Consider the following 26,577-nt stretch of genomic DNA (forward strand, 5'->3'; position numbering starts at 1 on the left):
CCTCAGGATGAGGGCTGAGGTTTTCTGTTCTGGTGATATCGGAGTTTCCCGCCATGGCCGACCGGCTGAAGGGCAAGACCGCCATCGTCTTCGGCGCCGGCTCCTCCGGCCCCGGCTGGGGCAACGGCAAGGCCGCGGCCGTGGCCTATGCCCGTGAGGGCGCGGGCGTCGCCTGCATCGACCTGAACCGGGCGGCCGCCGAGGAAACCGCCGCGATCATCGCCGGCGAGGGCGGCAAGGCACTGGCGCTCGCTGCCGACGTCACGAATCTCGCCTCGGTCGAGGCCTGCATCGCCGAGACCGCGGCGCATTTCGGCCGGCTCGACATCCTGCACAACAATGTCGGCGTCACCCATATGGGCGGGCCGGTCGAGCTCTCCGAGGCGCAGTTCGAGGCCTCGCTCCAGCTCAATCTCGGCTCGGTCTATCGCTGCGCCAAGGCCGCGATCCCGGAGATGCTGAAGGGCGGCGGCGGCGCCATCGTCAACATCTCCTCGCTCGCCGCCATCCGCTGGACCGGCTACCCCTATTTCGCTTACTACGCCACCAAGGCGGCGGTGAACCAGGCGACGGTCGCGCTCGCGATGCAATATGCGAAGGCCGGCATCCGCGCCAACTGCATCATGCCCGGCCTGATCGACACGCCGCTGATCTACAAGCAGATCTCGACGCAATACGCTTCCGTCGAGGAGATGGTCGCCGCCCGCGACGCGCAGGTGCCGATGGGCAAGATGGGCACGGCCTGGGACATCGCCAACGCCGCCGTCTTCCTGGCTTCCGACGAGGCCAAATTCATCACCGGCGTCTGCCTGCCCGTCGATGGCGGCCAGAGCTGCACCGCCAGCCTGCCAGGCTGAGCGCATCCGTCATTCTCGGGCGAAGCGAGGCGGAGACCCGAGAATCTCCGACAGGAGACGCGCCGGGAGCCTCCATCGGCATGAGATGCTCGGGTCAAGCCCGAGCATGACGCCTCTCCTCCATCATCGAGCGTTCATTCCTCCTTTGGAACGCTTGCTCCATTTCCGCTTCGCTGCCAGAACTGTCGCAACAGGGACGGCAACGGAAATCCAGAATGAGCGAAACCGCCGTTGCGGAGCTGCCGCGCGATTTCGATGGCCTGCGCGCCCTCATTCTCGGCCAGCGCGAGAGCTTGCCGAAGCGCATCGCCCAGATCGCGGCCTATGCGCTCGACAACCCCGACGAGATCGCCTTCGGCACGGCCGCGAGCATCGCCATCTCGGCCGGCGTCCAGCCCTCGACGCTGATCCGCTTCGCCCAGCATCTCGGCTTCGACGGCTTCACCAGCCTGCAAGGCGTGTTCCGCGAGCGCCTGCGCGAGCGCAATTCCAGCTATGAGGAACGACTCAACACCTTGCGGGCCGACGAGGGCACCGCCGGCAACCACCGCATCCTCGACGGCTTCCTCACCGCCTCGCGCAAATCGCTCGACGTGATGGGCCGCAGCCTGGACGAAGGCACGCTCGACCGCGCGATCGAGATGCTCGCCGGTGCCGAGACCCTCTACATCCTCGCCCGCCGCCGCTCCTATCCGGTGGCGAGCTATCTCGCCTATGCGCTGGGCAAGCTCGGCGTGCGCTACCAGCTCGTCGAATCGGCGGCCGGCCTCGACCCCGAGATGATCGCCTTCGCCACGCCGAAGGACGCAGCCCTGGTCATCAGCTTCTCGCCCTACGCGGCCGCGACGATCGAGGATGCACGAGGCCTGGCCGAGCGCGGCGTCCCCGTCATCGCCATCACCGACAGCGCCTTCTCGCCCCTGGCGAGCACCGCCAGGCTCTGGTTCGAGGTCGCGGAGGCCGATTTCGGCGGCTTCCGCACGCTCTCCTCGACCATGGCGCTCGCAATGGCGCTGGCCGTCGGCATCGGCGAGGCCCGACGGGCGCCGCGCGGGCGACGGCGCCGCTCGCGCGAATAGGAACAGGTATTCCGCATTGACGGAATAATGGAATTATTATTTCATAACCGCCGAGGCGGAGCCGTTCGGCCGACCGCACCTCACGAAAAGCGGCAGGGCCGGGAGGAGCATATGACGGAACCGCGCGGCAGCTCGGCGCAGGCGCTCGACGTCATCACCATCGGCCGGGCCTCGGTCGATCTCTACGGCCAGCAGATCGGCTCACGGCTCGAAGACGTCACCTCCTTCGCCAAATCGGTCGGCGGCTGCCCGGCCAATATCGCCATCGGCACGGCCCGTCTCGGCCTGCGCTCGGCCCTGCTGACCCGCGTCGGCAACGAGCAGTTCGGCCGTTTCCTGCGCGAGCAGCTCGCCCGCGAGGGGGTGAATCTCGACGGCCTCAAGACCGATCCGGAGCGGCTGACCGCGCTCGCCATCCTCTCGGTCGAGAGCGACAAGTCCTTCCCGCTGCTGTTCTACCGCGAGAACTGCGCCGACATGGCGCTGGAGGAAGGCGACATCGATCCCGCCTTCATCGCGAAGGCTCGCGCCGTCGTCGTCACCGGCACGCATTTCGCCCGCCCCGGCCCGGAGGCCGCACAGCGCAAGGCGATGAAGCTGATGCGCGCGAACTGCGGCAAGGTCGTGCTCGACATCGATTACCGCCCCAATCTCTGGGGTCTCGCCGGGCACGATGCCGGCGACAACCGCTACATCGCCTCGCAGGCTGTCTCCGAACGAATGAAGACGGTCCTGCCGGGCTGCGACCTGATCATCGGCACGGAAGAGGAAGTCCTGATCGCCTCGGGCGAAAGCGAATTGCTGCCGGCACTCAAGACGATCCGTTCGCTGACTCCCGCCACCATCGTCCTCAAGCGCGGCCCGATGGGTTGCATCGTCTACGAGGGCGCGATTCCCAACGATCTCGAGGACGGCATCGTCGGCAAGGGCTTCCCGATCGAGGTCTACAACGTGCTCGGCGCCGGCGACGCCTTCATGTCCGGCTTCCTGCGCGGCTGGCTCGGCGGCGAGAGTCTCGCCACCGCCGCGACCTGGGCCAATGCCTGCGGCGCCTTCGCCGTCTCGCGTCTGCTCTGCTCGCCGGAAAGCCCGACCTTCGAGGAGCTGCAATACTTCCTCAAGAGCGGCAGCCCGCACCGCGCCCTGCGCAAGGACGAGGCCATCAACCATATCCACTGGGCGACGACGCGCCGCCGCGACATCCCCTCGCTGATGGCGCTGGCCTGCGATCATCGCTCGCAATTGGAAGAGCTCGCTGCCAGGCTCGGCGCCGATCCGGCCCGCATCCGCGATTTCAAGGTGCTCGCCGTCAGGGCTGCCGCCCGCGTCGCCAATGGCCGGCCGGGCTACGGCATGCTGCTCGACGAGAAGCACGGCCGCGAGGCGATGTTCGAATTCGCCCGCCATCCCTTCGCCTGGCTCGGCCGCCCGGTCGAGCTGCCGGGCTCGCGCCCCCTGCGCTTCGAGACCAGCCAGGATATCGGCTCCCTCCTGCCGGAATGGCCGGTCGATCATTGCATCAAGTGCCTGTGCTTCTATCACCCGGACGATCCCGCAGCACTGAAACGCGAGCAGCAGGAGAAGCTGCGCGGCCTGTTCGAGGCGGCCCGCAAGGTCGGCCGCGAACTGCTGGTCGAGATCATCGCCTCCAAGAACGGCCCGCTCGGCCCCGACACGATCGCCTGCGCGCTGGAGGAGATCTACGCGCTCGGCATCAAGCCCGACTGGTGGAAGCTGGAGCCGCAATCCTCCCCCGCCGCCTGGGTAGCGATCGAAAAGACCATCGCGAAGCATGATCCCTGGTGCCGCGGCGTGCTGCTGCTCGGGCTCGATGCCCCCGCCGAGGAGCTGGAAGCCGGTTTCGCCGCGACCGCCGGCGCCCCCGTCGTCAAGGGCTTCGCCGTCGGCCGCACCATCTTCATGACGGCCGCAGAAGGCTGGCTTGCGGGCAAGCTCGACGACGAAGCGGCCATCGCCGACATGGCGCGACGTTTCGAGGCGCTGACCGGCCTCTGGCTTGCCACGCGCGGCCGCAAGGCGGCATAGCTTCCGTCTCGGAGACAGATCATGAGCACCGTCCGCCTCACCATGGCGCAGGCGCTGACGCGCTTCCTCAGCCGCCAGATGACCGAGATCGACGGAAAGCGCCTGCCGATCTTCGGCGGCGTCTGGGCGATCTTCGGCCATGGCAATGTCGCCGGCCTCGGCGAGGCGCTCTGGCACGAACGCGAGACCCTTCCGACCTTCCGCGCCCATAACGAGCAGGCCATGGCCCATGCCGCGATCGCCTATGCCAAGGCCAATATGCGCCGCCGCTTCATGGCCGCGACGACCTCGATCGGCCCCGGCGCGACCAATCTCGTCACCGCCGCGGCGCTCGCCCATGTCAACCGCCTGCCGGTGCTGCTGCTGCCGGGCGATGTCTTCGCCAACCGCATCCCCGATCCCGTCCTGCAGCAGGTCGAGGATTTCGGCGACGGCACTGTCTCCGCGAATGACTGCTTCCGGCCGGTCTCGCGCTATTTCGACCGCATCACCCGGCCCGAGCAGATCATCCCGGCTCTGACCCGCGCCATGCAGGTGCTGACCGACCCGGCCGAATGCGGGCCGGTCACGCTCGCGCTCTGTCAGGACGTGCAGGCCGAGGCCTACGACTATCCTGAGAGCTTCTTCGCTGAGCGGCTCTGGGCGCCGCGCCGTCCCCGCGCCGACCGCGACGAGCTCAAGGCCGCAGCCGCGGCGCTCAAGGCTGCGAGGAAGCCGCTGATCGTCGCCGGCGGCGGCGTGCTCTATTCCGGTGCCAGCGACGCGCTCGCCCGGTTCTCGGCCGCGACCGGCATCCCCGTTTGCGAGACGCAAGGCGGCAAATCCGCCCTGCCCGATGACGAGGCGCTCAACATGGCGGCCGTCGGCGTCACCGGCACGGCCGCGGCCAATCGCCTTGCCGCCGAGGCCGATCTCGTCCTGGCGGTGGGCACGCGCCTGCAGGATTTCACCACCGGTTCCTGGGCGCTGTTCGGCGCGGCCGGCAAGACGATCATCGGCCTCAACGTCCAGCCCTTCGACGCCGGCAAGCACCGCGCCTTGCCACTGGTTGCCGATGCCCGCGAGGGACTGGCCGAGCTGTCCGAGGCCATCGGCAGCTGGAAGGCACCGGAGAGCTGGACCGCCAATGCCAAGGCCGGCAAGGCCGATTGGCGCAAGGAAGCGGGCCAGGCCACCGCCGCCACCAACGCCGCCCTGCCCTCGGATGCGCAGGTCATCGGCGCGGTCCAGCGCACGCTGGGCTCGGATGTCATCCTGCTTCATGCGGCCGGCGGCCTGCCCGGCGAATTGCACAAGCTCTGGCAGGCCGGCGCGCCCGGCTCCTACCATGCCGAATACGGCTATTCCTGCATGGGCTACGAGATCGCCGGCGGGCTCGGCGCCAAGATGGCTCGGCCCGACAAGGAGGTCGTCGTCATGGTCGGCGACGGCTCCTATCTGATGCTCAATTCCGAGATCGCAACCTCGGTGATGCTGGGCCTGAAGCTCACCATCGTGCTGCTCGACAATCGCGGCTTCGGCTGCATCAACCGGCTGCAGAACGCGACCGGCGGCCAGAGCTTCAACAACCTGCTCAAGGACAGCAGGCACGAGACCCTGCCGGAGATCGACTTCGTGCAGCACGCCGCCAGCATGGGGGCGATCGCGACGAAGGCCGCCTCGATCGCCGAGCTGGAGACGGCGCTGGCTGAGGCGAAGACCAATGCCCGCACCACGGTCGTCGTCATCGACACCGACCCGCTGGTCTCGACCGGCGCCGGGGGCGCCTGGTGGGATGTCGCGGTGCCCGAGGTGAGCGCGCGCGAGCAGGTGCGCACGGCGCGGGCGAATTACGACGAACGACGCAAGCAGCAGCGCGTCGGTGAATAGAACCATGGCCGTCATTGCGAGGAGCGTGAGCTCCGAAGCTGCGCTCGCAATGACGGCAGAGGCCATCATCAGGAAAGACTCATATGATCCGCATCGGCGCGAACCCCATCGGCTGGTCGAATGACGACATGCTGGAGATCGGCGGCGACATCCCGCTCGAAACCTGCCTGAAGGAGGCGCGCGAGGCCGGCTTCACCGGCATGGAGCTCGGCAACAAGTTCCCGCGCGAGGCGAGCAAGCTGAAGCCGATCCTCGAAGCCCATGGCCATGCCCTGGTCTCGGGCTGGTACTCCACCGAACTCCTGGTCCGCGACGTTGCCGCCGAAATGGATGCGGTGAAGGCCCATGCGACGCTGCTGCGCGACATGGGCTGCTCGGTCCTGATCGCGGCCGAGACCTCGAACGCGATCCATTCGGACATCACCAAGCCGCTCTCGGCCCGGCCCGTCCTGCCGAAGAACCGCTGGGACGAATTCGGCGCGCGCTACACCAATTTCGCGGAAGCGGTGAAGGCGGAATACGGGCTGCAGCTCGTCTACCACCACCATATGGGTACGGTGGTGCAGACCGAGGCCGAGATCGACCGGTTCATGGGCGTCACCGGCGCCGCGGTCGGCCTGCTGCTCGACACCGGCCACGCCACCTGGGGCGGTGGCGACCCGGCCCGCATCGCCCGCCACTGGAAGGAGCGCATCCATCACGTCCACTGCAAGGACATCCGCGAGGTGGTGATGTGGCGCTCCAACCGCGAGGACTGGTCCTTCCTCGAATCCGTGCTCGCCGGGGTCTATACCGTGCCCGGCGACGGCCTGATCGACTATGTCCGGGTGCTCAGCGAACTGCAGGGCTATTCCGGCTGGATCGTGGTCGAGGCCGAGCAGGATCCGAAGAAGGCCGAACCCGCGCGCTACGCCAGGCTCGGACATGCCAATCTGTCGCGCTTCATCAAGGAAGCCGGGCTGATTTGATTGCTGCCGTCATTCTCGGGCGGAGCGGAGCTCCGACCCGGGAATCTCGATCGGGAGAGGTTCGGGTCAGGCCCGAACATGACGAGTCTACCAGGTAGGAACCCCTCGATGTCCCATCTCAAGGTCAAACCCGCCGGCAGCCATGGCCGCGTCACCCATGTCACGCCGGAAAGCGCCGGCTGGACCTATGTCGGCTTTGACCTGCACCGCCTGAAGCCGGGCGAAACCGTCTCGGCCAGGACCGGCGACCGCGAAGCCTGCCTCGTCTTCGTCACCGGCAAGGGCAAGACCGCGGCCGGCGGCGCGGCGCTGGGCGAGCTCGGGAGCCGCATGAGCCCCTTCGAGGGCAAGCCGTGGTCGGTCTATATCCCGCAGGGCTCGGACTGGTCCGTCACCGCCACCACCGAACTCGAGCTCGCCGTCTGCACGGCTCCCGGCCTCGGCGGCGGCCTGCCGGTGCGCGTCATCGAGCCCGATGATCTCGGCCAGGAGATTCGCGGCAAGGGCTCGAACACCCGCCACGTCACCAACATCCTGCCTGAGAGCGAGCCTGCGGATTCGCTGCTAGTCGTCGAGGTCATCACGCCGGCCGGCAACACCTCGAGCTACCCGCCGCACAAGCACGACCGGGACGACCTGCCGCGCGAATCCCATCTGGAAGAGACCTATTATCACCGTCTCAACCCGCCGCAGGGCTTCGGTTTCCAGCGCGTCTATACCGACGACCGCAGCCTCGATGAGGCAATGGCGATCGAAGACGGCGACGTCGTGCTGGTGCCGAAGGGCTATCACCCCTGCGCCACCTGCCACGGCTACGATCTCTATTATCTCAACGTCATGGCCGGCCCGAAGCGGACCTGGAAATTCCACAACGCCACCGAACACGAGTGGCTGTTGAAGGGCTGAAGCCCCGCGACGCAGGGCAGATCCCGGAATCCATCAGGGGCGCCGACGCTCCATGATGGTTCCGGGGCGGCCCCGGAATGACGGCGGCCTTCGTTGCGGGTGAGGAAGCCCTGCCCGGCTCAGGGGTTACATTTATAGATGGTGCCCTTGCTGTCGGGCCCCTTCCACTTGATGTCGGCAACGCTGGCGAGGACATGGGTGCCGCCCTGCTCGGCAGCGGCAATCTTCAGGCGCGTGATCACCGAATCGCGCGTCTTGTCGAGGGGCATGATCGCATGAGCCTGCGACTGGCCGTCGATTTCGCCGATCTTCTGGCAGTTCTCCACAACGCCCTTCGCGTCGGTGACCACGACGACGCTGCTGCGCGAGGTGTGATAGGCGCAGGCGCCGAGCAGAAGCGCAGGCAAAAGGATGAAAAAGCGCGTCATTGTCACGGTCCGGGCAGCCTTGATCGATCGAACTCCATGTTCCGCCGCTTTGCCGCAAAAGCAAGTCCGGGATGCAGGCGATCCGGCATCAACGACACCCGCCCCTGCGGAAATCGATCGATTAGCCGGTAATTTCGACGATTTCTCACGAATTTCCCCCGTGAACTTTACCGTAACGCCAGTGCCATTCTTGACCTCGGCCAAAGGCTGCTCTTAAGTCCCCGACGGGCCAATGGGAGGCTGAAAAAGGATAGATTATGCGTAGCATTTTGATCGTTGGGGCCATGGCGGCGCTGCTGGCCGGTTGCCAGACCGCCCAGGAATCGATGGCCGACGCCGAAGTCACCTGCGAGGCTCAGGGCTTCCGCCCCGGCACCCGCGCCTATCAGCAGTGCCGCTCGGCCAACTATGTCGAGAACCGTCGCGCCTCGAACGAGGCTGGCAGCGCTGTCGCCGCTGGCGTCGCGGCCGGCGTCGTCGGTGGCGCGATCGCCGCTGGCGCCAGCCGCCACTACTATGGCGGCTACTACGGCCCGCGCCGCTACTGGTGGTGAGCTAGCGGGGCCCACTCCCTCGGAAGGCCCCTCGAAACAACAAGCCCTGCGGCGCCTCACGCCGCAGGGCTTTTCGGCTGAAAGCCGTCAGCGTCGCGCCGCTCGCTTGCGCGGCGGCGAAGTCGCCGGCTGCTCCTTGGCCGAAGCCGAGGTCAGGAGCGAGCCGATGACATAGACGGCGAGCCCGAGCCCCACCAGCGCCGCCATCGGCTCCCGCTCCGCCCGCTTCGCCAGCATGCGCCCGCCCCGATCGGCATAGTCGCGGGCCAACGCCGCATAGTCGCCGGCGCGGTCGGCATAGTCCTCGGCGGCCTCGCGCCGGGCGCCGAGCCAGTTGCTGCCCATCTTGACGGCGCGCTGGCCGGCCTCCGCCGCCTCGGAGCCGTGATCGCTCAGCCAGCCGCGCAGGCGCCCGTAATCGGGCTGGTAGCGTTCCCAGCGCGAAGTCGGCCGGCTCCGCAGCGTGGCCCAGGCGATCAGCCCGACGCTCAGCGCGCCGAGCCCGAAGGCCATCAGCGGGTGCCGTTCGACAGAGCCCGCGACGGCCTGCCCGCCCTCGCGCACGGTCTCGAGCGGATCGGCCTCATCCCAGGCCTCCTTCGCCCGGCCATAACCCTCCTTCACCGTCTCGCTTGCCTTGTCGGCCATCTCCGCTGCCTTGCCGCGCAGGGTGCGCACCGTGCCGGCGGCACCGTCGCCGGTCGTCTCGGCATCCCCCGGCATGTCGGGCGGAAAGCTGTTGGTGATCGCCATAGCGGTCTCTCCGTTTCTGAAACTCACGCCCAGTCAACCGCGGAGGCCGGCCGGTGTTCCGGCGCAGAACCGAAAACGGATATGCGCAGCTGGGTCGGCTTTCTTCATCTGTCGGCCATGCCGCCGTCATGATTGCATGCGATCCACCGCGGAACAGGGGCAGTCAACGAGAAGGAGACGCGCATGCACGTTCAGCACCTCCAGATCGCTCATCCCTCGGTTCTCTCGGATCCCGAATGGATCGCGCTGGAAAGCATCGAAGAAGAGACCCGGCATTTCATCTTCGACGAGACGATGCTCTACGCCCTCAAGGATCGCGGCCTCGTCGAGTCGGACGGAGCCATCTGGCGTGTGACCCAGATCGGCCAGCGGCGGCTCAGCGAACGCGTCTGAGCCCGGCCGGTTGCCGGAAATACCTGTCATCATTGCCGAAATCACGCCCGCCGCATGGCGGGCTTTTCGACGGCGCTGGACAATCTCCGGCGCCGTCGCCATGTCGGGGCTTCGTTTCCGACATGCCGCCGAGGTGCCATGGCCAAGCCTGTTTCGATCACCATCTCACATGACCTCGGCCGCGACGGCGCACTGAACCGCCTGCGCAGCGGCCTCGACCGCATCCGCGACAAGCTCGGCATGGTCAGGATGCAGCTCGTCGAGGAGAACTGGCAGGGCGACAGCCTGCATTTCGGTGTGGCGGCGCTCGGCCACACCGTCCGCGGCCGGGTCGATGTCGAGGAGGCCCTGGTGCGGGTGGAGGTGACGCTGCCCTGGATGCTCGCCGTCTTCGCCGAGAAGCTCAAGATCGGCGTCGAGAAGCAGGGCCAGATCCTGCTGGAGAAGCCGAAGGCCTGAGAGCCCGCGCCGGTTCGGGGAAACGGAACTTGCCGCGGCGGCATCCCGCCGCCGGGCAGCGGCGCGAATTGCGGCAGCCCGCGCCCAAAAAGACGTACGTCCTTCGGTTGAAATCCCGCCCCCCAGTCCCCATGCTCCGAACGTTCCAGCATTTTCCATTGCCTGACGTTTCGGATTCGGGAGACCCATGCATCACGGCCCGCTGATCGCCATTATCGTCGCGGGCCTCGGCCTGGCTTTCGTCTTCGGGGCCATCGCCCAAAGACTGCGGATTTCTCCCCTCGTCGGCTATCTCGTCGCGGGCGTCGCCGTCGGCCCCTTCACGCCGGGATTCGTCGCCGACCAGGGCCTCGCCAACCAGCTGGCCGAGATCGGCGTCATCCTGCTGATGTTCGGCGTCGGCCTGCACTTCTCCCTGAAGGACCTCCTGTCGGTGAAGACGATCGCCGTGCCCGGCGCCGTCGTCCAGATCGGCATCGCGACCCTGCTCGGGCTCGGCCTCGGCACGCTGCTCGGCTGGAGCCCGTTCTCCGGCGCCGTCTTCGGCCTCGCCCTCTCCACCGCCTCCACCGTGGTGCTGCTGCGCGCCCTGCAGGAGCGGCGCCTGGTCCAGACCGAACGGGGCCGGATCGCCGTCGGCTGGCTGATCGTCGAGGACATCGCCATGGTGCTGGCGCTCGTCCTGCTGCCGGTCCTGGCCGAGGTGCTCAACGGCACGCCATCCGGTGGCAGCGCCCCGCTGGCGACCCGCTTCGACCTCGGCGTCTGGGGCGTGCTGGGGCTGACCTTCGCCAAGCTCGTCGGCTTCCTCGCCTTCATGCTCGTGGTCGGCCGGCGCGTCATCCCCTGGGTGCTGCACTGGGTCGCCCATACCGGCTCGCGCGAGCTCTTCCGCCTGGCGGTGCTCGCGGTCGCGCTGGGCGTCGCCTATTCGGCGGCAACCCTGTTCGGCGTCTCCTTCGCGCTCGGTGCCTTCTTCGCCGGCATGATCCTGTCCGAATCCCCGCTGTCCCAGCGCGCGGCGGAAGAGACGTTGCCGCTGCGCGATGCCTTCGCCGTGCTGTTCTTCGTTTCGGTCGGCATGCTGTTCGACCCGGGAATCCTTGTGCGGGCGCCATGGGCGCTCATCGGCACGCTCGCCATCATCCTGATCGGAAAATCCGTCGCGGCCTGGCTGATCGTGCGTGCCTTCGGCCGGTCGAACGCGGTGGCGCTGACGATCTCCGGCTCGCTCGCGCAGATCGGCGAATTCTCCTTCATCCTCGCCGGCCTCGGCACCGCGCTCGGCATCCTGCCGCCGCAGGGGCGCGACCTCATCCTGGCCGGCGCCATCCTCTCGATCCTGTTCAACCCGGTGATGTTCGCGCTCGTCGACCGCTTTGCGGCCGAGGCCCCGGCGGCGAAGCCCAAGCCGGCGGTGCCGGCCGCGGAAGCCGGAGACGCCGATGAGAGCCCGGCGCCCGAGCCTCAGCCGGACGCACCGCCCGAGCGCGACCTTACGCCGACCGCCCTCACCGACCACATCGTCGTCGTCGGCTATGGCCGCGTCGGCAGCCTGCTCGGCGCCGGCCTGCTCGCGCAGGGCACGAAGCTGCTGGTGATCGAGGACAATCCGAACGCCGTCGAGACGGCGAAGCGCGATGGCGCCGAGCTGCTCATCGGCAATGCCGCTGATCCGGAGGTACTCTCGGCAGCCGGCCTCGGCCGGGCGGTGAGGCTCTTCGTCGCCATTCCCGGCAGCTTCGAGGCCGGACAGGTCTGCGAGCAGGCCCGCCGCGAGAATCCGGCCCTGCCGATCATCGCCCGCGCCCATTCGGACCCCGAGGTCGCGCATCTGACCAAATGCGGCGCGACCCTGACCATCATGGGCGAGGCCGAGATCGCGCGGGCGATGCTGGGCCTGTGCCGGAACCTCGCCTGCACGGCGAAGCCGGAGGCGGAGACGGACGCAAAGCCGGAAACTGAGGTTGAGGCTGAGGCGGACGCTGAGGCCAAGCCGGAAGCGGCCACAGAAGCGACGGAGCCGGCGGCCAACCTGGAGGCGGGCGCTCCGGTCAAGCCCGGCGAGCCTCGCAGGCTGAAGCCGCGCACCTCCGCGCGGGGCCCCGCATCCGAGGACCCGCCGGCCGCGGCCTGAACGCGAAAGGGCGGGACGTCGCGCCCCGCCCTCGCCTTTCCGGCGTCGTGATCGAGCCGTTTGCGGCTCAGTCGACCAGATCGAAGCGGATGTCCTGCGCGCCCTCGTAGAGCGTCTTGCGGCCGAGCGTGTAGAGGTTCTCCAGCCCCGAGGTCAGGGTGATGAAGTGGTTGCCGGAGAGCACGCCCGCCTTGCTGGCGAACTGGACGCCGCCATAGGCGAGCAGGATCTCGGTCTCGCTCACGCCGCCCGGATAGAGGATGATATGGCCCGGCGCCGGATAGGCGGTATTGTTCTCGTAGCCGACGCCGAAATCGAGATCGCCAAGCGGCATCCAGACACCCTCGCCGCTCCAGCGCACATGCACGATCTTGCTGATGAACGGCATCTGCTTCTTGAAGGCGGCGCAGGTCTTCGGGGCGGCCTCCAGCTCGAACTTCGCGTCGAATTTGTAAGGGCCGGCGGTGACGATCAGCTTGCTCATGAAATCCCCGTCTTTCTTGAAATGGGCCTGGCCCCGGTGAATGGCACTGCGCCGCCCTGCCGCACAAGAGCGTTGCCGGAACAACTGCGGCGCCGGAACGTGAACGATCCCGGTGCGCCGCTCAGGAGATCGCGTCCTTCAGGTCGAGCGTGCTCGCCTTGCCGATCGCGGCATAGTTGCGCTTCAGCCAGCGCTTCGCTGCCGCCCGCCCCATGTCGCGCAACCTGAGCAGGAAGGACCACTCGGCATTCATCCGTGACGAGGAGGTCAGCTCCGCCAAGGGCGGGCCACCGTCGATCCGGTGCATCAGGACGCGCTTGTATTCGTCAACAGGCAGCTTGCCGGCGTCGATCAGCCGGTTGACGAAATCGATCGCGCGCAATTCGCGCAGGGTTGAGCCGTTGAAGGTGATCTCGTTGAGCCGATCCTGGATCTCGCGCGCCTTCATCGGCAGTTCCTTGCGCAGGATCGGATTGATCTGGACCAGCAGGATATCGTCGCAATTCGCCTGGTAGAACAACGGGAACAGGGCCGGATTGCCCATATAGCCGCCGTCCCAATAGGCCTCCCGGCCGATCTCGACCGCCTGGAACACCATCGGCAGGCAGGCCGATGCCATGACATGGTCGGGCGTCAGCTCGGCGCGCTCGAACACCGCGATCTTGCCGGTGCGGACATTGGTGGCGGCGATGAAGAGCTTCACCGCGTCACAGGCCCGGACCTTCTCGAAATCGATCAGATCGGCGATCACGCCGCGCAGCGGGTTGATGTTGAGCGGGTTGACGTCGTAGGGGCTCGCCACCTTCGAGAACATCTCGAAGAACAGCAGGCCGGGCGGCGTGCCGTTGCGCCCCCAGGCGCCGAGCATGGTGTCGAGCAGCGAGCGCTCCGAGCCGCCATATTTGCCGTCGACGCTGATCGCGCGCCAGAAGGCCTCGAGCTTGGTACGCGCCCCGTCGGCGCCGCCGTCGATCCAGCCCTCGGCCAGCACGACCGCATTCATCGCGCCGGCGCTGGTGCCCGTCAGCGCCTCGATGCCGAGGCGGCCGTCCTCGAGGATCACGTCGAGCACGCCCCAGGTGAAGGCGCCATGCGCGCCTCCGCCCTGCAGCGCCAGCGAGACCGTCTTCTCGGCCTTCGGTCCCAGCAATCCCTTGACCGGCTCGGCCTTGCGGGAAGGACGTCCGCTCACGCGGCGGTCCAGCCGCCATCCATCGGCAGCGTCGTCCCGGTGATCGACTTGGCCGAATCCGTGCACAGGAAGACGGCGAGCGCCGCGACCTGCTCGACGGTGACGAAGTCCTTGGTCGGCTGGGCGGCGAGCAGGACGTCGTTGATCACCTGCTCCTTGCTGAGCCCGCGCGCCTTCATCGTATCGGGGATCTGCTTCTCGACCAGCGGCGTCCAGACATAGCCGGGCGCGATGGCGTTGACGGTGATGCCCTTGGTCGCGACCTCGAGCGCCACCGTCTTGGTCAGCCCGGCAATGCCGTGCTTGGCGGCGACATAGGCCGACTTGAACGGCGAGGCGACGAAGGCATGGGCGGAAGCCGTGTTGATGATGCGGCCCCAGCCCTTCTCCTTCATCTTCGGCAGCGCCGCGCGGATGGTGTGGAAGGCCGAGGACAGGTTGATCGCGATGATCTGATCCCACTTCTCCAGCGGGAATTCGTCGATCGGCGCGACATGCTGGATGCCGGCATTGTTGATCAGGATATCGATGGCGCCGAAGGCTTTCTCGCCCTCGGCGATGAAACCGGCGATCTCGGCCGGCTTGGTCATGTCGGCGGCCGAAAACACCACCTTGACGCCGAATTCCTGCTCCAGATCGGTGCGCAGCTTCTCGGCGTCGGCCGGGGGCAGGATGCCGTTGATGACGAGGTTCGCGCCTTCCTTGGCCAGCGCGCGAGCATAGGCCAGGCCGATGCCCGAGGTCGAGCCGGTGATGGCGGCAGTACGGTCTTTGAGGAACATGAGCGTCAAGGCTCCTGACAATCGAGGAGAAAATGCTTAGGTTCGGCCCGAACGAGGCAATGCCGCAACGACAGGATACTGCACGTTGCCCGATGACCCTTCGCAACGCAACATGACGAAAATGCAGCCAGCCGCGCATCCGCATGACGACCATGTGCACCACACGCATGGTGAGGATTGTCGTCACGCCGAGGACCACCGCCGTCACGCCGCCGAGGCCCTCGCCCGCGCCGAGCGGATCTGCCGCGAGCGCGGCCTGCGCCTGACGCCGATCCGGCGCCAGGCGCTCGAGGCGCTCCACGCCGATCACCGCCCGGTCGGCGCCTATGACCTCGCGGACCGGATCTCGCCGGCCGGCGGCCGGCGCCTCGCCCCGATCTCGATCTATCGCGCGCTCGACTTCCTGGTCGAGCAGGGCTTCGTCCACCGCCTCTCCTCGAAGAACGCCTACATCGCCTGCCTGCACGGCCATGGCGCGAACGAGGTCGTCGCCTTCCTGATCTGCGAGGCCTGCGGCGGCGTCGACGAGGATTCCTCGCCCGCGATGAAGAAAGCGGTGGCGGCCATCGCCGAAAACCGGCAATTCTCGCCCTCGCACCAGATGGTCGAGATCGTCGGCCGCTGCGAGCATTGCCGGAGCGCCGGTTCGTGATAGAGCAGCCCGCATGAACGAGCGTGCCTTCTCCTACCTGACGCCCGAGCGGGCTGGCCCGCTGGGCCGTCAGCTCACCGTCCCGGTCAAGGTCGGCCACGTCACCGTCGGCGGCGGCGCCCCGATCGTCGTCCAGTCGATGACCAACACCGACACGGCCGATATCGGCGCAACCGTCGCGCAGGTGGCCGCGCTCGCCCGGCAGGGCTCGGAGCTCGTCCGCATCACCGTCGATCGTGACGAGGCGGCCGCCGCCGTGCCGAAGATCCGCGAGCGGCTCGACCGCATCGGCGTCGACGTGCCGCTGGTCGGGGACTTTCACTATATCGGCCACAAGCTGCTCGCCGATCATCCCGCCTGTGCCGAGGCGCTGGCGAAGTACCGGATCAATCCCGGCAATGTCGGCTTCAAGGACAAGAAGGACAAGCAGTTCAGCCAGATCATCGAGCTGGCGATCAAGCATCGCAAGCCGGTCCGCATCGGCGCCAACTGGGGCTCGCTCGACCAGGAGCTGCTGACGGCGCTGATGGACGAGAACGCCCGCGCCGTGCGCCCGCTCGACGCCCGCGCCATCATGCGCGAGGCCATGGTCCAGTCGGCCCTGCTCTCGGCCGAGCGTGCCGAGGAGCTCGGCCTCGCCCGCGAATACATCATCCTTTCCGCCAAGGTCTCGGGCGTGCAGGACCTGATCACGGTCTATCGCATGCTGGCGAGCCGGGCGGACTATGCCATCCATCTCGGCCTGACCGAGGCGGGCATGGGCTCCAAGGGCATCGTCGCCTCATCCGCAGCCCTCGGCATCCTGCTCCAGGAAGGCATCGGCGACACGATCCGCTATTCGCTGACGCCGGAGCCCGGTGGCGACCGCACGCTCGAGGTCCGGACGGCGCAGGAACTGCTCCAGACCATGGGCTTCCGCGCCTTCGTGCCGCTGGTCGCCGCCTGCCCCGGCTGCGGCCGCACCACCTCGACCGTGTTCCAGGAGCTGGCGCAGGATATCCAGGGCTGGATTTCCCGCTCCATGCCCGAATGGAAGACGCGCTATCCCGGCGTCGAGAATCTCAACGTCGCCGTGATGGGCTGCATCGTCAACGGTCCCGGCGAGTCGAAGCATGCCGATATCGGCATCTCGCTGCCCGGCACCGGCGAGGCGCCCACCGCCCCGGTCTTCGTCGACGGCAAGAAGGTCGCGACCCTGCGCGGCGCCGGCATCGCCGAGGAGTTCAAGGCCATGGTCGCAAGCTATGTCGAGCGACGCTTCGGCGCCGGGCTCGGCGCCGGCGGCTGACCCCTGCCTTTGCGCGCCGTTCGCATTATGCTAGAGGCCCCGGCCTTTCGCTGCGCCGCAGCATCCGCGGAGATCCCTGATGGGGCATGAGAACCCGAATCCTGCGACCATCCGGCCGGAGGATTCCCGTTTCGGGCTCGACGACGGCCACGGCCATGCCGGCGGCCAGAGCCACCCCAAGGCCGGCTATGCCGCATTGGCGCTGGGTGCGCTCGGCGTCGTCTATGGCGACATCGGCACGAGCCCGCTCTATGCGCTGCGCGAGACGATCCTCGCCGCGACCGGCGGCGAGGAGAACGCGACCGTCCCGCCAACCGTCGTCATCGGCGTGCTCTCGCTGATCCTCTGGTCGCTCGTCGTCGTGGTGACGCTGAAATATGTCGTGCTGCTGATGCGGGCCGACAACAACGGCGAAGGTGGCATCCTGACGCTCGTCGCGCTGGCCCAGCGCAGCCTCGGCCGGGCGCGCAGCCATGTCGCCCTGCTGCTCGGCATGATCGGCGCCGGCCTGTTCTACGGCGACACCGTCATCACCCCCGCGATCTCGGTGCTCTCGGCCATCGAGGGCGTGAAGCTGATCACGCCGGCGCTCAACGACTACATCCTGTGGATCGCCTCGGTAATCCTGATCGGCCTGTTCCTGATGCAGAGCCACGGCACCCACCGCGTCGCGACCTTTTTCGGGCCGGTCATGCTGGTCTGGTTCCTGACGCTGGCCGGGCTCGGCATCTATCACATCGCCGACGACCTCAGCGTCTTCCGCTCGATCAACCCGTATTATGCGCTGCTGTTCTTCCGCGACCATGCGGGCGTGGCGCTCGCCGTGCTCGGCTCGGTCTGTCTGGCCGTGACGGGCGCCGAGGCGCTCTATGCCGATATGGGCCATTTCGGCCGCGGGCCGATCCGCGGCGCCTGGCTCTACGTGGTCTTCCCGGCGCTGTGGCTCAACTATCTCGGCCAGGGCGCACTGATCCTCGCCGACCCGACGGCGATCGACAATCCGTTCTACCGGCTCGCCCCCGAGGGCCTGCTGCTGCCCTTCGTCATCATGGCGACGGTCGCGACCATCATCGCCAGCCAGTCCGTCATCACCGGCGCCTTCTCGCTCACCCGGCAGGCGATCCAGCTCGGCCTGCTGCCGCGCATGGAGATCCGCCACACCTCCGAGCAGACCTCGGGCCAGATCTACGTCCCGCGCGTCAACCTGCTGCTGCTCGTCGTCGTGCTGATCCTGGTCTGGTCCTTCCGCACCTCGTCGAGCCTGTCGCATGCCTATGGCATCTCGGTCTTCGGCACGATGGTGGTCTCCTCGCTGCTCGCCTCGATCGTCATCCGCCGCCACTGGGGCTGGAGCCTGCCGGCGACCGCCGCGATCATCCTGCCCTTCTTCCTGGTCGACGTGTCCTTCTTCTCCGCCAACATGCTGAAGCTCTTCCATGGCGGCTATGTCCCGGTGCTGCTCGCCATGGCGCTGACCCTGGTGATGTGGACCTGGATGCGCGGCACCAAGATCCTGTTCGACAAGACCCGCAAGACCGACGTGCCCCTGCTCGAACTGGTCAGCATGCTCTCGAAGAGCCCGCCCGCCCGGGTGAAGGGCATGGCCGTGTTCCTGACCAGCGACCCGGAGACCGCCCCGGCCTCGCTGCTGCACAACCTCAAGCACAACAAGGTCCTGCACGAGCGCAACGTCGTCCTGACCGTGCGTTCCGCCGACACGCCGCGCGTCCCCGAGGAGGAGCGCGTGCGCCTCGCCCGCATCACCGACGATTTCTGGCGGGTCGAGATGGTCTATGGCTACATGGAGAGCCCGAACGTGCCCAAGGGGCTGGCCATGCTGCGCAAGCAGGGCTTCAAGTTCGACATCATGTCGACCTCGTTCTTCCTGTCGCGCCGCTCGATCAAGCCCTCGCCGCAATCGGGCATGCCGGTCTGGCAGGACAATCTCTTCATCGGCCTGACCAAGAGCGCGACCGACGCGACGAACTTCTTCCAGATCCCGACCGGCCGCGTCGTCGAGGTCGGGACCCAGGTCACGGTCTAAAGAAGCCCGGCACCCGCAAGGGCGTCATGCTCGGGCTCGACCCGACGAGCATGACGCGCCTTCTGCCGGTTCAGTCCAGCCGCGCCGAGGCCGCTTCCTGCGGCACGTGCCGCACCCGCTCGCGATAGAGCAGGTAGAGCCCCGAGGCGATGACGATGCCGGCGCCGGCAAAGGTCCAGCGGTCCGGCAGCTGGCCGAAGACGAGCCAGCCGAGCAGCAGCATCCAGACGATCTGCGAATAGATGAAGGGCGCGAGCACCGTCGCCGGCGCCAGCCTATGGGCCAGGATCAGCAGCCAATGGCCGAAGCCGCCGAGCGCGCCGACCAGCAGCATCAGCACCCAGGACAGTGGCGTCTGCGGCGTCTCCCAGATCCAGGGCAGCAGCGGGATGGTGGCGAGCGTCCCCGCCGCCCCCGAATAGATCATCGTCGTCTCCGATGAATCATGGCCGGAGAGCACGCGCGTCGAGAGTGCATAGAAGGCGTAGCAGAAGCAGCCCAGCACGCTGAGCAGCGCCGCCGGATGCATGCCTCCGATGCCCGGCCGCGTCACCACCAGCACGCCGATGAAGCCGACACCGATCGCCGCCAGCCGGCGCGGCCCGGGCCATTCGCCGAGCAGAGGCCCGGAGGCAAGCGCCACCAGCAGCGGCGTGGCGAACATGATCGAAACCGACTCGGCAAGCTGGAGATAGCGCAGGGCGACGAAGTTGAGCGCCGTCGAGCCGAGCAGCAGCAGCGAACGCCCCCATTGCAGCCAGGGCCGCTTGGTCCGCAGCACGCCGGGGTGGCTCCACGGATTGATCAGCACAAGCACCAGGATCATGCTGCCGGCATAGCGCGCGAACACCACCTGCAGCGGGTTCATCGACTGGCCGAGCCATTTCGCGCTCGCATCCAGCATCGAGAACAGCAGCACGGCGGCGCACATCAATCCGATCGCAACGAGCCGCTTTCGCCCCGCCTCGGAAGACGCCTCGGTTGGGAGAGACACGTCCAGCTTCGCCATGCTCTGGAGGAATGACGAAGGCAGATTGAACCGATTTAAGAGCCTTCGCCAGTGCGCCTCTGCATGCGTTCCATGCAGAAATCAGGCGTCGCTATCGGCCTCGTCGAGATCCGCGTCGGCATCCGCATCATCCGTCTCGGCCCCCGCCTTGGAGAGACCCTTCGACGCTTTGCGCAGGAGCTTGCGCAGTTGCTTGCGTTCCTTGCCGTCGAGCTTGTCGAGAAGTTCCTCCTCGACATCGTTCCAGACTGCGTCGAGCTCGGCCGCGGTCTTGTGCCCGGCCTCGGTCAGCGCGACCTGAACCAGCCTGCCGTCGCGATTGCCGCCTTCGCGCGTCACCAGCCCCTGCAGCGAGAGCCGTCCGATCGTCTTCGAGACGGTCGGCGGCTTCACCCTGAGCAGGGCGGCGAGTTCGCCCATCGTCATCGGCGCCGGCTGCAGGGCCTTCAGCGCCTGCTCCTGGCCGGGGAACAGGCCGAGCCCGTTCAGCCTCTCACCCATCCGCGATCGATGGAGCCGGGCGGTGACGAGCAGGGCGCGCCCGACGCTTTTCTCGAGTGCCTTGGTCATGGGTCGATCCTTCGGGCCGATGCTTGGACGGATAAGGAAGACGCTTCGCCGGCTGCGTATTCGCGCGCGAACATGACAGACGCATGACAATCGGATGTCGGAGTTAAAAGACCGCGAGTTTTGTCTCGACTTTCTGCAGGAAGGCAGCTCGGCTCGCCGGTGTCGAGAGATTCATGTCGTAATGGGCGAGATAGGTCGTGCGGGCGAGCGGGTGGCAGACCGCCCGCAATGCCCGGCAGACGGCCTTGCGCGGCGGGTTCCCCATCAGGAAGGCGCGCCAGCGCGACCCGCCATAGCTCGTCACCGCGGCAAGCCGGCGAATATTATGCAGCGCCGGCTGAGCCTTGCCATCGACCATCTTGAACGACACGCCCGGCAGGAAGACCCGATCGAGGAAGCCTTTCAGGATCGCGGGATAGCCGAAATTCCAGACGGGGAAACAGAGCACCAGCGCTTCCGCCGCCTTCACCCGCTCGACGTAAGCAGCAACCGGCTGCGCATTGGCGTCGGTGTCGTGATAGCCGCGCCGCTCGTCCGGGCTCAGCACCGGATCGAAGCCTTCCGCATAGAGGTCGCAATCGTCGACCTCGTGCCCCGCCGCCTTCAGGCTGGCGACCACTGTCTCGTGGATGGCGGCTCCGAAGCTTTCCGGCACCGGATGGGCGTAGAGGACGAGAACGCGCATCGTCAGATCCTTAGCCGACCCCGGCTTCGGCCAGGCTGCGGAACAGGAAGGTCTTGCCCGAGCGGTAATCGTAGCTCGGATCCTCCCAGGCGATCATCTTGCCGGGATTGAGCAGGCCCTGCGGATCGGCCTCGCGCTTGAAGGCGAGCTGCGTCTCGTCGGTCTGCTTCATGCCGCCCTCCTCCAGCGTGTAGCGGTGGGGATTGAAGATCGGCGCGCCCATCTCCTCATGGATCGCCATGATCTCCTCCAGCCGCTCCTCGCTGGTGAAGCGCACCAGCGGCAGGCCGAAGCAGGTGATCTTGCCGTCGAAGCGGACGAATTCGAGATGGCAGGTCACCTCGTCGCCGAAGCGGGCATGGATCTTGTCGACCAGCTCGACCTGGTTCGGGAAGGGGTAGAGCACCTGCAGATAGGTGATCGACGGGTCGACGCGCAGCGCCCTGAGCGTGGTGTGGTTCCAGCCGAGCTCATAGGCCGGCGGCAGGCCCTTGGCATCCTCGGGCGCGAGCTTGTCGGTGCGCAGCAAGAGCTCCGCCCCCTTGAAGCGGCGCGCATAGGCGCAAAGCGCGTCGACGGCGAAATCGGCCGCCATGACGATGACGAGATGGCTGTCGCGCGGCAGGAACTTGCGGTGGCGCAGGAAGTAGTCGTGCGGTGCCGGCGCGGCGACGACGCAGAGGTTCTTGAGCGCGAGCCCATCCTGCTCGCCGACCGCATTGGCGAACTCGGTCGCCGCCCGCAGATCCTCGAAGCCGATGATGACGTCGGTCCAATTGTAGGCCGGCCCGAGCGGCATCTCGACTTCGGTGATGATCCCGTTGGTGCCGTAGGCATGGGCGACCTTGTGCAGGTCCTCGCCCGAGAATTCGAGGATGCGCGGGCTCTTCTCCATCGTCGCGACCTTGAGCCGGATGATGTTGCCCCAGTCGCGCAGGCCGCCCCATTTGATCGAGCCGACGCCGCCCGAACCGCCGGCGATGAAGCCGCCGACCGAGGCGGTCTGGTAGGTGGAGGGATGCAGCCGCAGCTCCTGCCGGGAATGCGCGCGCGTCTCGTCGTCGATGCGGGCCATGATCGCGCCCGGCTCGGCGACATAGCGGCCAGCGGCGATCTCCTTGACCTTGTTGAAGCCCGAGAGGTCAAGCAGCACGCCGCCCGAGAGCGGCATCGCCTGGCCGTAATTGCCCGTGCCCGTGCCGCGCGGCGTCACCGGAATGCCGAGCTCATGGCAGGCGGCGAGAACCTGCACGACCTCCGCCTCGCTCGTCGGCGAGACCACGATATCGGCCACGACATGATCGAGCTGGCGCTTCAGGATCGGCGAGTACCAGAAGAAGTCGCGGCTCTTCTGCTTCACCAGCGCCGGGTTCTCCTCGGTACGGATGCCGCCCAGGCGGGTCTTCAGCGTGGCGATGTCGTAGCGTGCGGTCATGATGCTCTGCCCATCAGATGGTCGAGTTCGCGGTAATCCGGCAATGTCCGGTCGATCGCCTTGCCGGAAACCAGCACGGTGCGGTCGGCCTGCGGCCGGGAGAAGAGTTCGGTCCAGTCGCGGGCCCGGGTCAGGACGAGGTCGGCCGGCGCGCCGGCGGCGATGGTGCCGGTGTCACGCAGCCCCATCGCGGCCGCTGGCGTACGCGCCACCGCACTGGCCCAGTCCGGGCCGGAATGATCGAGCTGGAGGATGCGCGCGCCCTCGCGCAGCACCTCGACGAGATCGAGGTCGCCATAGGCGTAGAACGGGTCGCGCGTGTTGTCGGAGGCGATCATCACCGGCACGCCGGCCGCCTTCAGCTCATGCAGGGCGGTGACGCCGCGCCAGCGCGGCGTGCGGCCCGGCTGCCGGTCCTGCAGGTACATGTTGCAGAGCGGCAGCGAGACGATGGCGATGCCGGCCTCGCGGACCTTGGCGATGATGCGCGCCTCGTCCTCCGGCGCCTGCAGGCTGAGCGAGCAGCAATGCCCGCACAGGATGCGCCCGGTGAAACGGTGGCGTAGCGCCGCATCGGCGATGTGCTCCAGCGAGCGCGCCGCCGGGTCGTTGGTCTCGTCGACATGGAAATCGAGGTCGAAGCCATGCTCGATCGCCGCCCGGAACAGGATGTCGAGCGCCCGGTCGAGCTCCGGGATCATGTAGGTGACGCAGCCGAGCAGGCGGTCGCCATGCGCCTTCACCGCCGCGACCACCGCCGCCATATGCGCCGGATCGAGCGCCGCATCAGCACCGAAGAGCGGCGAGGCCTGCAGCGCGATGCGCCCGGCCCATTCCGCCCGGATCTCGGCATAGACCGGCCAGGAGATGCCGATCTGCCGGCCGAGCGAGTCGATATGGGTGCGCAGCGCCGCCGTGCCATGCGCGAAGGCGGTGCGCAGCGAGAAATCCATCCGCGCCCGGACATCCGCAGCCGACCAGTTCGCCTCGCGGTCGGCGGCGACCGTCGTCAGGGCGCCGGGAAAGGTACCGTCCGGATTGGGGCTGCGCGGCCAGATATGGCCCTTGTCGATATGGGTGTGGCAGTCGACCAGCCGCGGCAGCACGATGCCGCCGTCGAGGCTGTAGCTCGGGACGGTCCCGGCAACGGCCGCCCCCGCCGGCTCGATCGCCGCGACGCGGCCCTCGGCGATGGCGAGGTCGACCCGCGCCAGCCCGTTGCGGTCGGCCGCGACATCATCGGCGACCAGGCAGGCGGGCACGCGCAGATTGGCAAGGCGGAAGGCCGGAGTATCGGGCAGGCGGGCAAAACCGGTCGTCACGTTGTCCTGGCCTCTCCTGCCGCGCCTGTCTCGGTCCGTCGATACCGGGCAGGCCGCGAGCCCGCAAGCCGCACCGCCCGCTCCTCCCCTGCGGATGGCGCCTGCGGCCATATCGGCGTCGCATTCGGGCTTGTCCGGGCCGGCCGGATCGCGCATGACGGCGCATCATCATCCAGCACGAGGGCGGACCATGGCCGGTGCAGCGCGCATCATCGACGGCAAGGCGACGGCAGCGGAGCTCAGGGCCGAGATCGGCCGCGAGGTCGCCGCGATCAAGGCCACGCGCGGGCTGGTGCCGGGCCTGCACGTCGTCCTCGTCGGCGACGATCCGGCGAGCAAGGTCTATGTCGCCTCGAAGGAGAAGCTCGCCGTCGAGGTCGGCATGAACTCGGTCGCCCACCGGCTGCCGGCCGAGACGACCGAGGCGGAGCTGCTCGCCAAGCTGGCCGAGCTCAACGCCGACGACGGCGTCGACGGCATCCTCGTCCAGCTGCCGCTGCCCAAGCATATCGACACCGGCCGCATCATCGACGCCATCGACCCGGCCAAGGATGTCGACGGGCTGCATCCGATCAATGCCGGCCTGCTCGCCGGCGGCAAGAACGGGCTGGTGCCCTGCACGCCGCTGGGCTGCATGCTGCTGCTGAAGCAGGCGTTGCCCTCGCTCTCCGGGCTGGACGCCGTCGTCGTCGGCCGCTCCGAGCTGGTCGGCCGCCCGGTCGCGCAGCTCCTGCTCCAGGCCGACTGCACCGTCACCATCGCCCATTCGCGCACGCGCGACCTGGCGGACGTCGTGCGCCGCGCCGACATCGTCGTCGCGGCCGTCGGCCGCCCGCGCATGGTCAAGGGCGAGTGGATCAAGCCGGGCGCCACCGTGATCGATGTCGGCATCAACCGCCTGCCCGACGGCAAGCTGACCGGCGACGTCGATTTTGCGGAAGCCGTGAAGGTCGCCGGCGCGATCACACCCGTTCCGGGCGGCGTCGGCCCGATGACCATCGCCTGCCTGCTCAAGAACACGCTGACGGCGTTCCACGCCCGGCGGGGGTGAGGCGAGAGATCGCTTCAAAGCAAAACGAGCCCTCATCCTGAGGAGCCGCGAAAGCGGCGTCTCGAAGGATGGTCCAGCACGCTCTGGAGCATCCCTCGAGACGCAAGCCTTCGGCTGCTCCTCAGGATGAGGGCTCGCATGTGAAGCGCGCTCCGCACGGGAGCGCGCTCCGGAAGCCGATCACATATGGATCGGGCGCTTGTCGACGGCGAGCGCGGCTTCCTTCACCGCCTCGGCCAGCGTCGGATGCGCGTGGCAGGTGCGGGCGAGATCCTCGGCCGAGCCGCCGAACTCCATCAGCACCGTGACCTCGGCGATCAGGTCGCCGGCATGCGGGCCGATGATGTGGCAGCCGAGCACGCGGTCGGTCTTGGCATCGGCGAGGACCTTCACGAAGCCGTCGGTGTGGCGCATGGCGCGGGCGCGGCCATTGGCCGTGAACGGGAACTTGCCGACCCGGTACTCGATGCCGGCCGCCTTCAGCTCCTCCTCGGTCTTGCCGATCGCGGCGACCTCGGGGGCGGTGTAGACGATGCCCGGAATGGCGTCGTAGTTCACATGGCCGTGCTTGCCGGCGATGATCTCGGCGACCGCAACGCCCTCGTCCTCGGCCTTGTGCGCCAGCATCGGCCCGCGCACCACGTCGCCGATCGCGTAGATGCCGGCGACATTGGTCTTGAAGTGATCGTCGATGACGACGCGGCCCTTCTCGGTGGCGACGCCGGCCTTGTCGAGGCCGAGGCCGTCGGTGTTCGGGCGGCGGCCGATCGCGACCAGCACGACGTCGGCGTTGAGCGTGCGGGCCTCGCCGCCGGCGGCGGGCTCGACGGTGACGGTCGCGCCGCCCTTCTTGGCCACGTCGACCTTGGTCACCTTGGAGCCGAGCTGGAAGCTAAAGCCCTGCTTCTCGAGCATGCGCTGGAACTGCTTGGCGACCTCGCCGTCCATGCCGGGCAGGATGCGGTCGAGGAACTCGACCACGGTCACCTTGGCGCCGAGCCGGCTCCAGACCGAGCCGATCTCGAGGCCGATCACGCCGGCGCCGACCACGACGAGCTCCTTCGGCACGGAGCCGATCTCGAGCGCGCCGGTCGAGGTCACGACCGTCTTCTCATCGGTCTCGACGCCCGGCAGCGGAGCCGATTCAGAACCCGTCGCGATGACGATGTTCTTCGTCTCCAGCTCCTGCGTCTTGCCGTCCTCGGCGGTGACGACGACCTTGCCGGCGGCCGGGATCGAGGCCGTGCCGTGGAAGGGGTCAATCTTGTTCTTCTTCAGCAGGAAGCCGACGCCATTGACGTTGGCGTCGATTGTCTCCTGCTTGTGGGCCATCATCGCCTTGAGGTCGAGCTTCGGCTTGCCGACGACGACGCCGAGCTTCTCGAAGGTGTGGCCGGCCTCCTCGAACATCTCGGAAGCGTGGAGCAGCGCCTTGGACGGAATGCACCCGACGTTCAGGCAGGTGCCGCCATGGGTCTTGCGCTTCTCGACGACGGCGACCTTGAGGCCGAGCTGGGCGGCGCGGATGGCGCAGACATAGCCGCCGGGGCCGGTTCCGATGACGACGAGATCGTAGGCCGCAGCCATGGTGACTTCCTTTCTTGTGTTCGGGTG

Annotated in this window: 25 protein-coding genes; 14 read left to right on the forward strand and 11 right to left on the reverse strand. The window is 67.7% G+C overall.

What is annotated here, in order from left to right:
• Positions 1-53 precede the first annotated feature (53 nt).
• From B5Y19_RS17930 to iolB, 6 genes are all read left to right on the forward strand, one after another.
• A complete protein-coding gene (locus tag B5Y19_RS17930) occupies positions 54-857 on the forward strand; it encodes an SDR family NAD(P)-dependent oxidoreductase (protein WP_055728086.1) in 804 nt (267 codons plus the stop codon).
• A 215-nt stretch (positions 858-1,072) separates the two neighbouring features.
• Positions 1,073-1,936, forward strand: a complete 864-nt coding sequence (locus B5Y19_RS17935; RefSeq protein ID WP_055728087.1) for a MurR/RpiR family transcriptional regulator — start codon at positions 1,073-1,075, stop codon at positions 1,934-1,936.
• A 111-nt stretch (positions 1,937-2,047) separates the two neighbouring features.
• Positions 2,048-3,982, forward strand: coding sequence for a bifunctional 5-dehydro-2-deoxygluconokinase/5-dehydro-2-deoxyphosphogluconate aldolase (locus B5Y19_RS17940; RefSeq protein ID WP_055728088.1), 1,935 nt, complete (start codon positions 2,048-2,050; stop codon positions 3,980-3,982).
• Between the two features lie 18 nt (positions 3,983-4,000).
• On the forward strand, positions 4,001-5,851 hold the full coding sequence (iolD, locus tag B5Y19_RS17945) for a 3D-(3,5/4)-trihydroxycyclohexane-1,2-dione acylhydrolase (decyclizing) (protein WP_139384450.1): 1,851 nt from the start codon (positions 4,001-4,003) through the stop codon (positions 5,849-5,851).
• A gap of 83 nt (positions 5,852-5,934) precedes the next feature.
• Complete coding sequence (gene iolE, locus B5Y19_RS17950) at positions 5,935-6,819, forward strand: myo-inosose-2 dehydratase (protein ID WP_055728090.1); 885 nt, start codon at positions 5,935-5,937, stop codon at positions 6,817-6,819.
• A gap of 108 nt (positions 6,820-6,927) precedes the next feature.
• Positions 6,928-7,725 (forward strand): 5-deoxy-glucuronate isomerase, encoded by a 798-nt coding sequence (gene iolB, locus B5Y19_RS17955; RefSeq protein WP_055728091.1) that lies wholly within the window; start codon positions 6,928-6,930, stop codon positions 7,723-7,725.
• Positions 7,726-7,844: 119 nt separating this feature from the next.
• Here the strand turns inward: iolB and B5Y19_RS25770 are convergent, their stop codons facing one another.
• Positions 7,845-8,357 carry a hypothetical protein gene (locus tag B5Y19_RS25770; protein ID WP_139384451.1) on the reverse strand — a complete coding sequence of 171 codons (513 nt, stop codon included), beginning with the start codon at positions 8,355-8,357 and terminating at the stop codon, positions 7,845-7,847.
• A 53-nt stretch (positions 8,358-8,410) separates the two neighbouring features.
• Between B5Y19_RS25770 and B5Y19_RS17965 the strand changes: the two genes are divergently transcribed.
• Positions 8,411-8,707 (forward strand): hypothetical protein, encoded by a 297-nt coding sequence (locus tag B5Y19_RS17965; protein ID WP_055728093.1) that lies wholly within the window; start codon positions 8,411-8,413, stop codon positions 8,705-8,707.
• Between the two features lie 87 nt (positions 8,708-8,794).
• On the opposite strand, the gene B5Y19_RS17970 is transcribed toward B5Y19_RS17965, so the two are convergent.
• Complete coding sequence (locus tag B5Y19_RS17970) at positions 8,795-9,460, reverse strand: hypothetical protein (RefSeq protein WP_055728094.1); 666 nt, start codon at positions 9,458-9,460, stop codon at positions 8,795-8,797.
• A gap of 183 nt (positions 9,461-9,643) precedes the next feature.
• Here B5Y19_RS17970 and B5Y19_RS17975 point away from each other — a divergent pair, with 183 nt between their 5' ends.
• The 3 genes from B5Y19_RS17975 to B5Y19_RS17985 all read left to right on the forward strand — a co-directional run bounded on the left by B5Y19_RS17975 (position 9,644) and on the right by B5Y19_RS17985 (position 12,449).
• Entirely contained in the window at positions 9,644-9,853 is a 210-nt protein-coding gene (locus B5Y19_RS17975) for a hypothetical protein (protein WP_055728095.1), read from the forward strand.
• A gap of 138 nt (positions 9,854-9,991) precedes the next feature.
• Entirely contained in the window at positions 9,992-10,312 is a 321-nt protein-coding gene (locus B5Y19_RS17980; protein ID WP_055728096.1) for a polyhydroxyalkanoic acid system family protein, read from the forward strand.
• Positions 10,313-10,499: 187 nt separating this feature from the next.
• Entirely contained in the window at positions 10,500-12,449 is a 1,950-nt protein-coding gene (locus B5Y19_RS17985) for a cation:proton antiporter domain-containing protein (protein WP_079591878.1), read from the forward strand.
• 67 nt (positions 12,450-12,516) lie between these two features.
• Here the strand turns inward: B5Y19_RS17985 and B5Y19_RS17990 are convergent, their stop codons facing one another.
• The 3 genes from B5Y19_RS17990 to B5Y19_RS18000 all read right to left on the reverse strand — a co-directional run bounded on the left by B5Y19_RS17990 (position 12,517) and on the right by B5Y19_RS18000 (position 14,907).
• Positions 12,517-12,933, reverse strand: a complete 417-nt coding sequence (locus tag B5Y19_RS17990; RefSeq protein ID WP_055728097.1) for a DUF3830 family protein — start codon at positions 12,931-12,933, stop codon at positions 12,517-12,519.
• Positions 12,934-13,054: 121 nt separating this feature from the next.
• Positions 13,055-14,125 carry a patatin-like phospholipase family protein gene (locus B5Y19_RS17995; RefSeq protein ID WP_079591879.1) on the reverse strand — a complete coding sequence of 357 codons (1,071 nt, stop codon included), beginning with the start codon at positions 14,123-14,125 and terminating at the stop codon, positions 13,055-13,057.
• Positions 14,122-14,907 (reverse strand): 3-hydroxybutyrate dehydrogenase, encoded by a 786-nt coding sequence (locus tag B5Y19_RS18000; RefSeq protein WP_055728098.1) that lies wholly within the window; start codon positions 14,905-14,907, stop codon positions 14,122-14,124. The genes B5Y19_RS17995 and B5Y19_RS18000 overlap by 4 nt, the downstream gene beginning before the upstream one ends.
• 112 nt (positions 14,908-15,019) lie before the next feature.
• Here B5Y19_RS18000 and B5Y19_RS18005 point away from each other — a divergent pair, with 112 nt between their 5' ends.
• From B5Y19_RS18005 to B5Y19_RS18015, 3 genes are all read left to right on the forward strand, one after another.
• On the forward strand, positions 15,020-15,559 hold the full coding sequence (locus B5Y19_RS18005) for a Fur family transcriptional regulator (RefSeq protein ID WP_244555631.1): 540 nt from the start codon (positions 15,020-15,022) through the stop codon (positions 15,557-15,559).
• Positions 15,560-15,572: 13 nt separating this feature from the next.
• The gene (gene ispG, locus B5Y19_RS18010) at positions 15,573-16,847 is read left to right on the forward strand and encodes a flavodoxin-dependent (E)-4-hydroxy-3-methylbut-2-enyl-diphosphate synthase (RefSeq protein ID WP_055728099.1); all 1,275 of its coding nucleotides are present in this window, start codon (positions 15,573-15,575) and stop codon (positions 16,845-16,847) included.
• A 79-nt stretch (positions 16,848-16,926) separates the two neighbouring features.
• On the forward strand, positions 16,927-18,891 hold the full coding sequence (locus B5Y19_RS18015; RefSeq protein ID WP_079591881.1) for a potassium transporter Kup: 1,965 nt from the start codon (positions 16,927-16,929) through the stop codon (positions 18,889-18,891).
• Positions 18,892-18,961: 70 nt separating this feature from the next.
• On the opposite strand, the gene B5Y19_RS18020 is transcribed toward B5Y19_RS18015, so the two are convergent.
• The 5 genes from B5Y19_RS18020 to B5Y19_RS18040 all read right to left on the reverse strand — a co-directional run bounded on the left by B5Y19_RS18020 (position 18,962) and on the right by B5Y19_RS18040 (position 23,912).
• Positions 18,962-19,885 carry a DMT family transporter gene (locus tag B5Y19_RS18020; RefSeq protein WP_244555632.1) on the reverse strand — a complete coding sequence of 308 codons (924 nt, stop codon included), beginning with the start codon at positions 19,883-19,885 and terminating at the stop codon, positions 18,962-18,964.
• A 96-nt stretch (positions 19,886-19,981) separates the two neighbouring features.
• Positions 19,982-20,470: a MarR family winged helix-turn-helix transcriptional regulator gene (locus B5Y19_RS18025; protein WP_055728101.1), complete on the reverse strand. Its 489-nt coding sequence runs from the start codon at positions 20,468-20,470 to the stop codon at positions 19,982-19,984.
• 103 nt (positions 20,471-20,573) lie between these two features.
• Entirely contained in the window at positions 20,574-21,155 is a 582-nt protein-coding gene (locus B5Y19_RS18030) for an NAD(P)H-dependent oxidoreductase (RefSeq protein WP_055728102.1), read from the reverse strand.
• Positions 21,156-21,165: 10 nt separating this feature from the next.
• Entirely contained in the window at positions 21,166-22,590 is a 1,425-nt protein-coding gene (locus B5Y19_RS18035; RefSeq protein ID WP_055728103.1) for an FAD-binding oxidoreductase, read from the reverse strand.
• Positions 22,587-23,912, reverse strand: coding sequence for a cytosine deaminase (locus B5Y19_RS18040; RefSeq protein ID WP_055728104.1), 1,326 nt, complete (start codon positions 23,910-23,912; stop codon positions 22,587-22,589). Before B5Y19_RS18040 ends, B5Y19_RS18035 begins: the two co-directional genes overlap by 4 nt.
• A gap of 190 nt (positions 23,913-24,102) precedes the next feature.
• Here B5Y19_RS18040 and folD point away from each other — a divergent pair, with 190 nt between their 5' ends.
• On the forward strand, positions 24,103-24,963 hold the full coding sequence (gene folD, locus B5Y19_RS18045; RefSeq protein WP_055728105.1) for a bifunctional methylenetetrahydrofolate dehydrogenase/methenyltetrahydrofolate cyclohydrolase FolD: 861 nt from the start codon (positions 24,103-24,105) through the stop codon (positions 24,961-24,963).
• 180 nt (positions 24,964-25,143) lie between these two features.
• On the opposite strand, the gene lpdA is transcribed toward folD, so the two are convergent.
• Positions 25,144-26,550, reverse strand: coding sequence for a dihydrolipoyl dehydrogenase (gene lpdA, locus B5Y19_RS18050; RefSeq protein ID WP_055728106.1), 1,407 nt, complete (start codon positions 26,548-26,550; stop codon positions 25,144-25,146).
• Between the last annotated feature and the right edge of the window lie 27 nt (positions 26,551-26,577).

Origin of the sequence: Allobosea thiooxidans (genome assembly GCF_900168195.1) — a bacterium.
Lineage (GTDB): Bacteria > Pseudomonadota > Alphaproteobacteria > Rhizobiales > Beijerinckiaceae > Allobosea > Allobosea thiooxidans.

Bases quoted from the DNA above. Each gene is read 5' to 3' on its own strand.
- B5Y19_RS17930 (WP_055728086.1), top strand. From the start codon at position 54: ATGGCCGACCGGCTGAAGGGCAAGACCGCCATCGTCTTCGGCGCCGGC.
- B5Y19_RS17935 (WP_055728087.1), top strand. From the start codon at position 1,073: ATGAGCGAAACCGCCGTTGCGGAGCTGCCGCGCGATTTCGATGGCCTG.
- B5Y19_RS17940 (WP_055728088.1), top strand. From the start codon at position 2,048: ATGACGGAACCGCGCGGCAGCTCGGCGCAGGCGCTCGACGTCATCACC.
- iolE (WP_055728090.1), top strand. From the start codon at position 5,935: ATGATCCGCATCGGCGCGAACCCCATCGGCTGGTCGAATGACGACATG.
- iolB (WP_055728091.1), top strand. From the start codon at position 6,928: ATGTCCCATCTCAAGGTCAAACCCGCCGGCAGCCATGGCCGCGTCACC.
- B5Y19_RS17965 (WP_055728093.1), top strand. From the start codon at position 8,411: ATGCGTAGCATTTTGATCGTTGGGGCCATGGCGGCGCTGCTGGCCGGT.
- B5Y19_RS17970 (WP_055728094.1), bottom strand. From the start codon at position 9,460: ATGGCGATCACCAACAGCTTTCCGCCCGACATGCCGGGGGATGCCGAG.
- B5Y19_RS17975 (WP_055728095.1), top strand. From the start codon at position 9,644: ATGCACGTTCAGCACCTCCAGATCGCTCATCCCTCGGTTCTCTCGGAT.
- B5Y19_RS17980 (WP_055728096.1), top strand. From the start codon at position 9,992: ATGGCCAAGCCTGTTTCGATCACCATCTCACATGACCTCGGCCGCGAC.
- B5Y19_RS17985 (WP_079591878.1), top strand. From the start codon at position 10,500: ATGCATCACGGCCCGCTGATCGCCATTATCGTCGCGGGCCTCGGCCTG.
- B5Y19_RS17990 (WP_055728097.1), bottom strand. From the start codon at position 12,933: ATGAGCAAGCTGATCGTCACCGCCGGCCCTTACAAATTCGACGCGAAG.
- B5Y19_RS18000 (WP_055728098.1), bottom strand. From the start codon at position 14,907: ATGTTCCTCAAAGACCGTACTGCCGCCATCACCGGCTCGACCTCGGGC.
- B5Y19_RS18005 (WP_244555631.1), top strand. From the start codon at position 15,020: ATGACGAAAATGCAGCCAGCCGCGCATCCGCATGACGACCATGTGCAC.
- ispG (WP_055728099.1), top strand. From the start codon at position 15,573: ATGAACGAGCGTGCCTTCTCCTACCTGACGCCCGAGCGGGCTGGCCCG.
- B5Y19_RS18015 (WP_079591881.1), top strand. From the start codon at position 16,927: ATGGGGCATGAGAACCCGAATCCTGCGACCATCCGGCCGGAGGATTCC.
- B5Y19_RS18025 (WP_055728101.1), bottom strand. From the start codon at position 20,470: ATGACCAAGGCACTCGAGAAAAGCGTCGGGCGCGCCCTGCTCGTCACC.
- B5Y19_RS18030 (WP_055728102.1), bottom strand. From the start codon at position 21,155: ATGCGCGTTCTCGTCCTCTACGCCCATCCGGTGCCGGAAAGCTTCGGA.
- B5Y19_RS18035 (WP_055728103.1), bottom strand. From the start codon at position 22,590: ATGACCGCACGCTACGACATCGCCACGCTGAAGACCCGCCTGGGCGGC.
- folD (WP_055728105.1), top strand. From the start codon at position 24,103: ATGGCCGGTGCAGCGCGCATCATCGACGGCAAGGCGACGGCAGCGGAG.
- lpdA (WP_055728106.1), bottom strand. From the start codon at position 26,550: ATGGCTGCGGCCTACGATCTCGTCGTCATCGGAACCGGCCCCGGCGGC.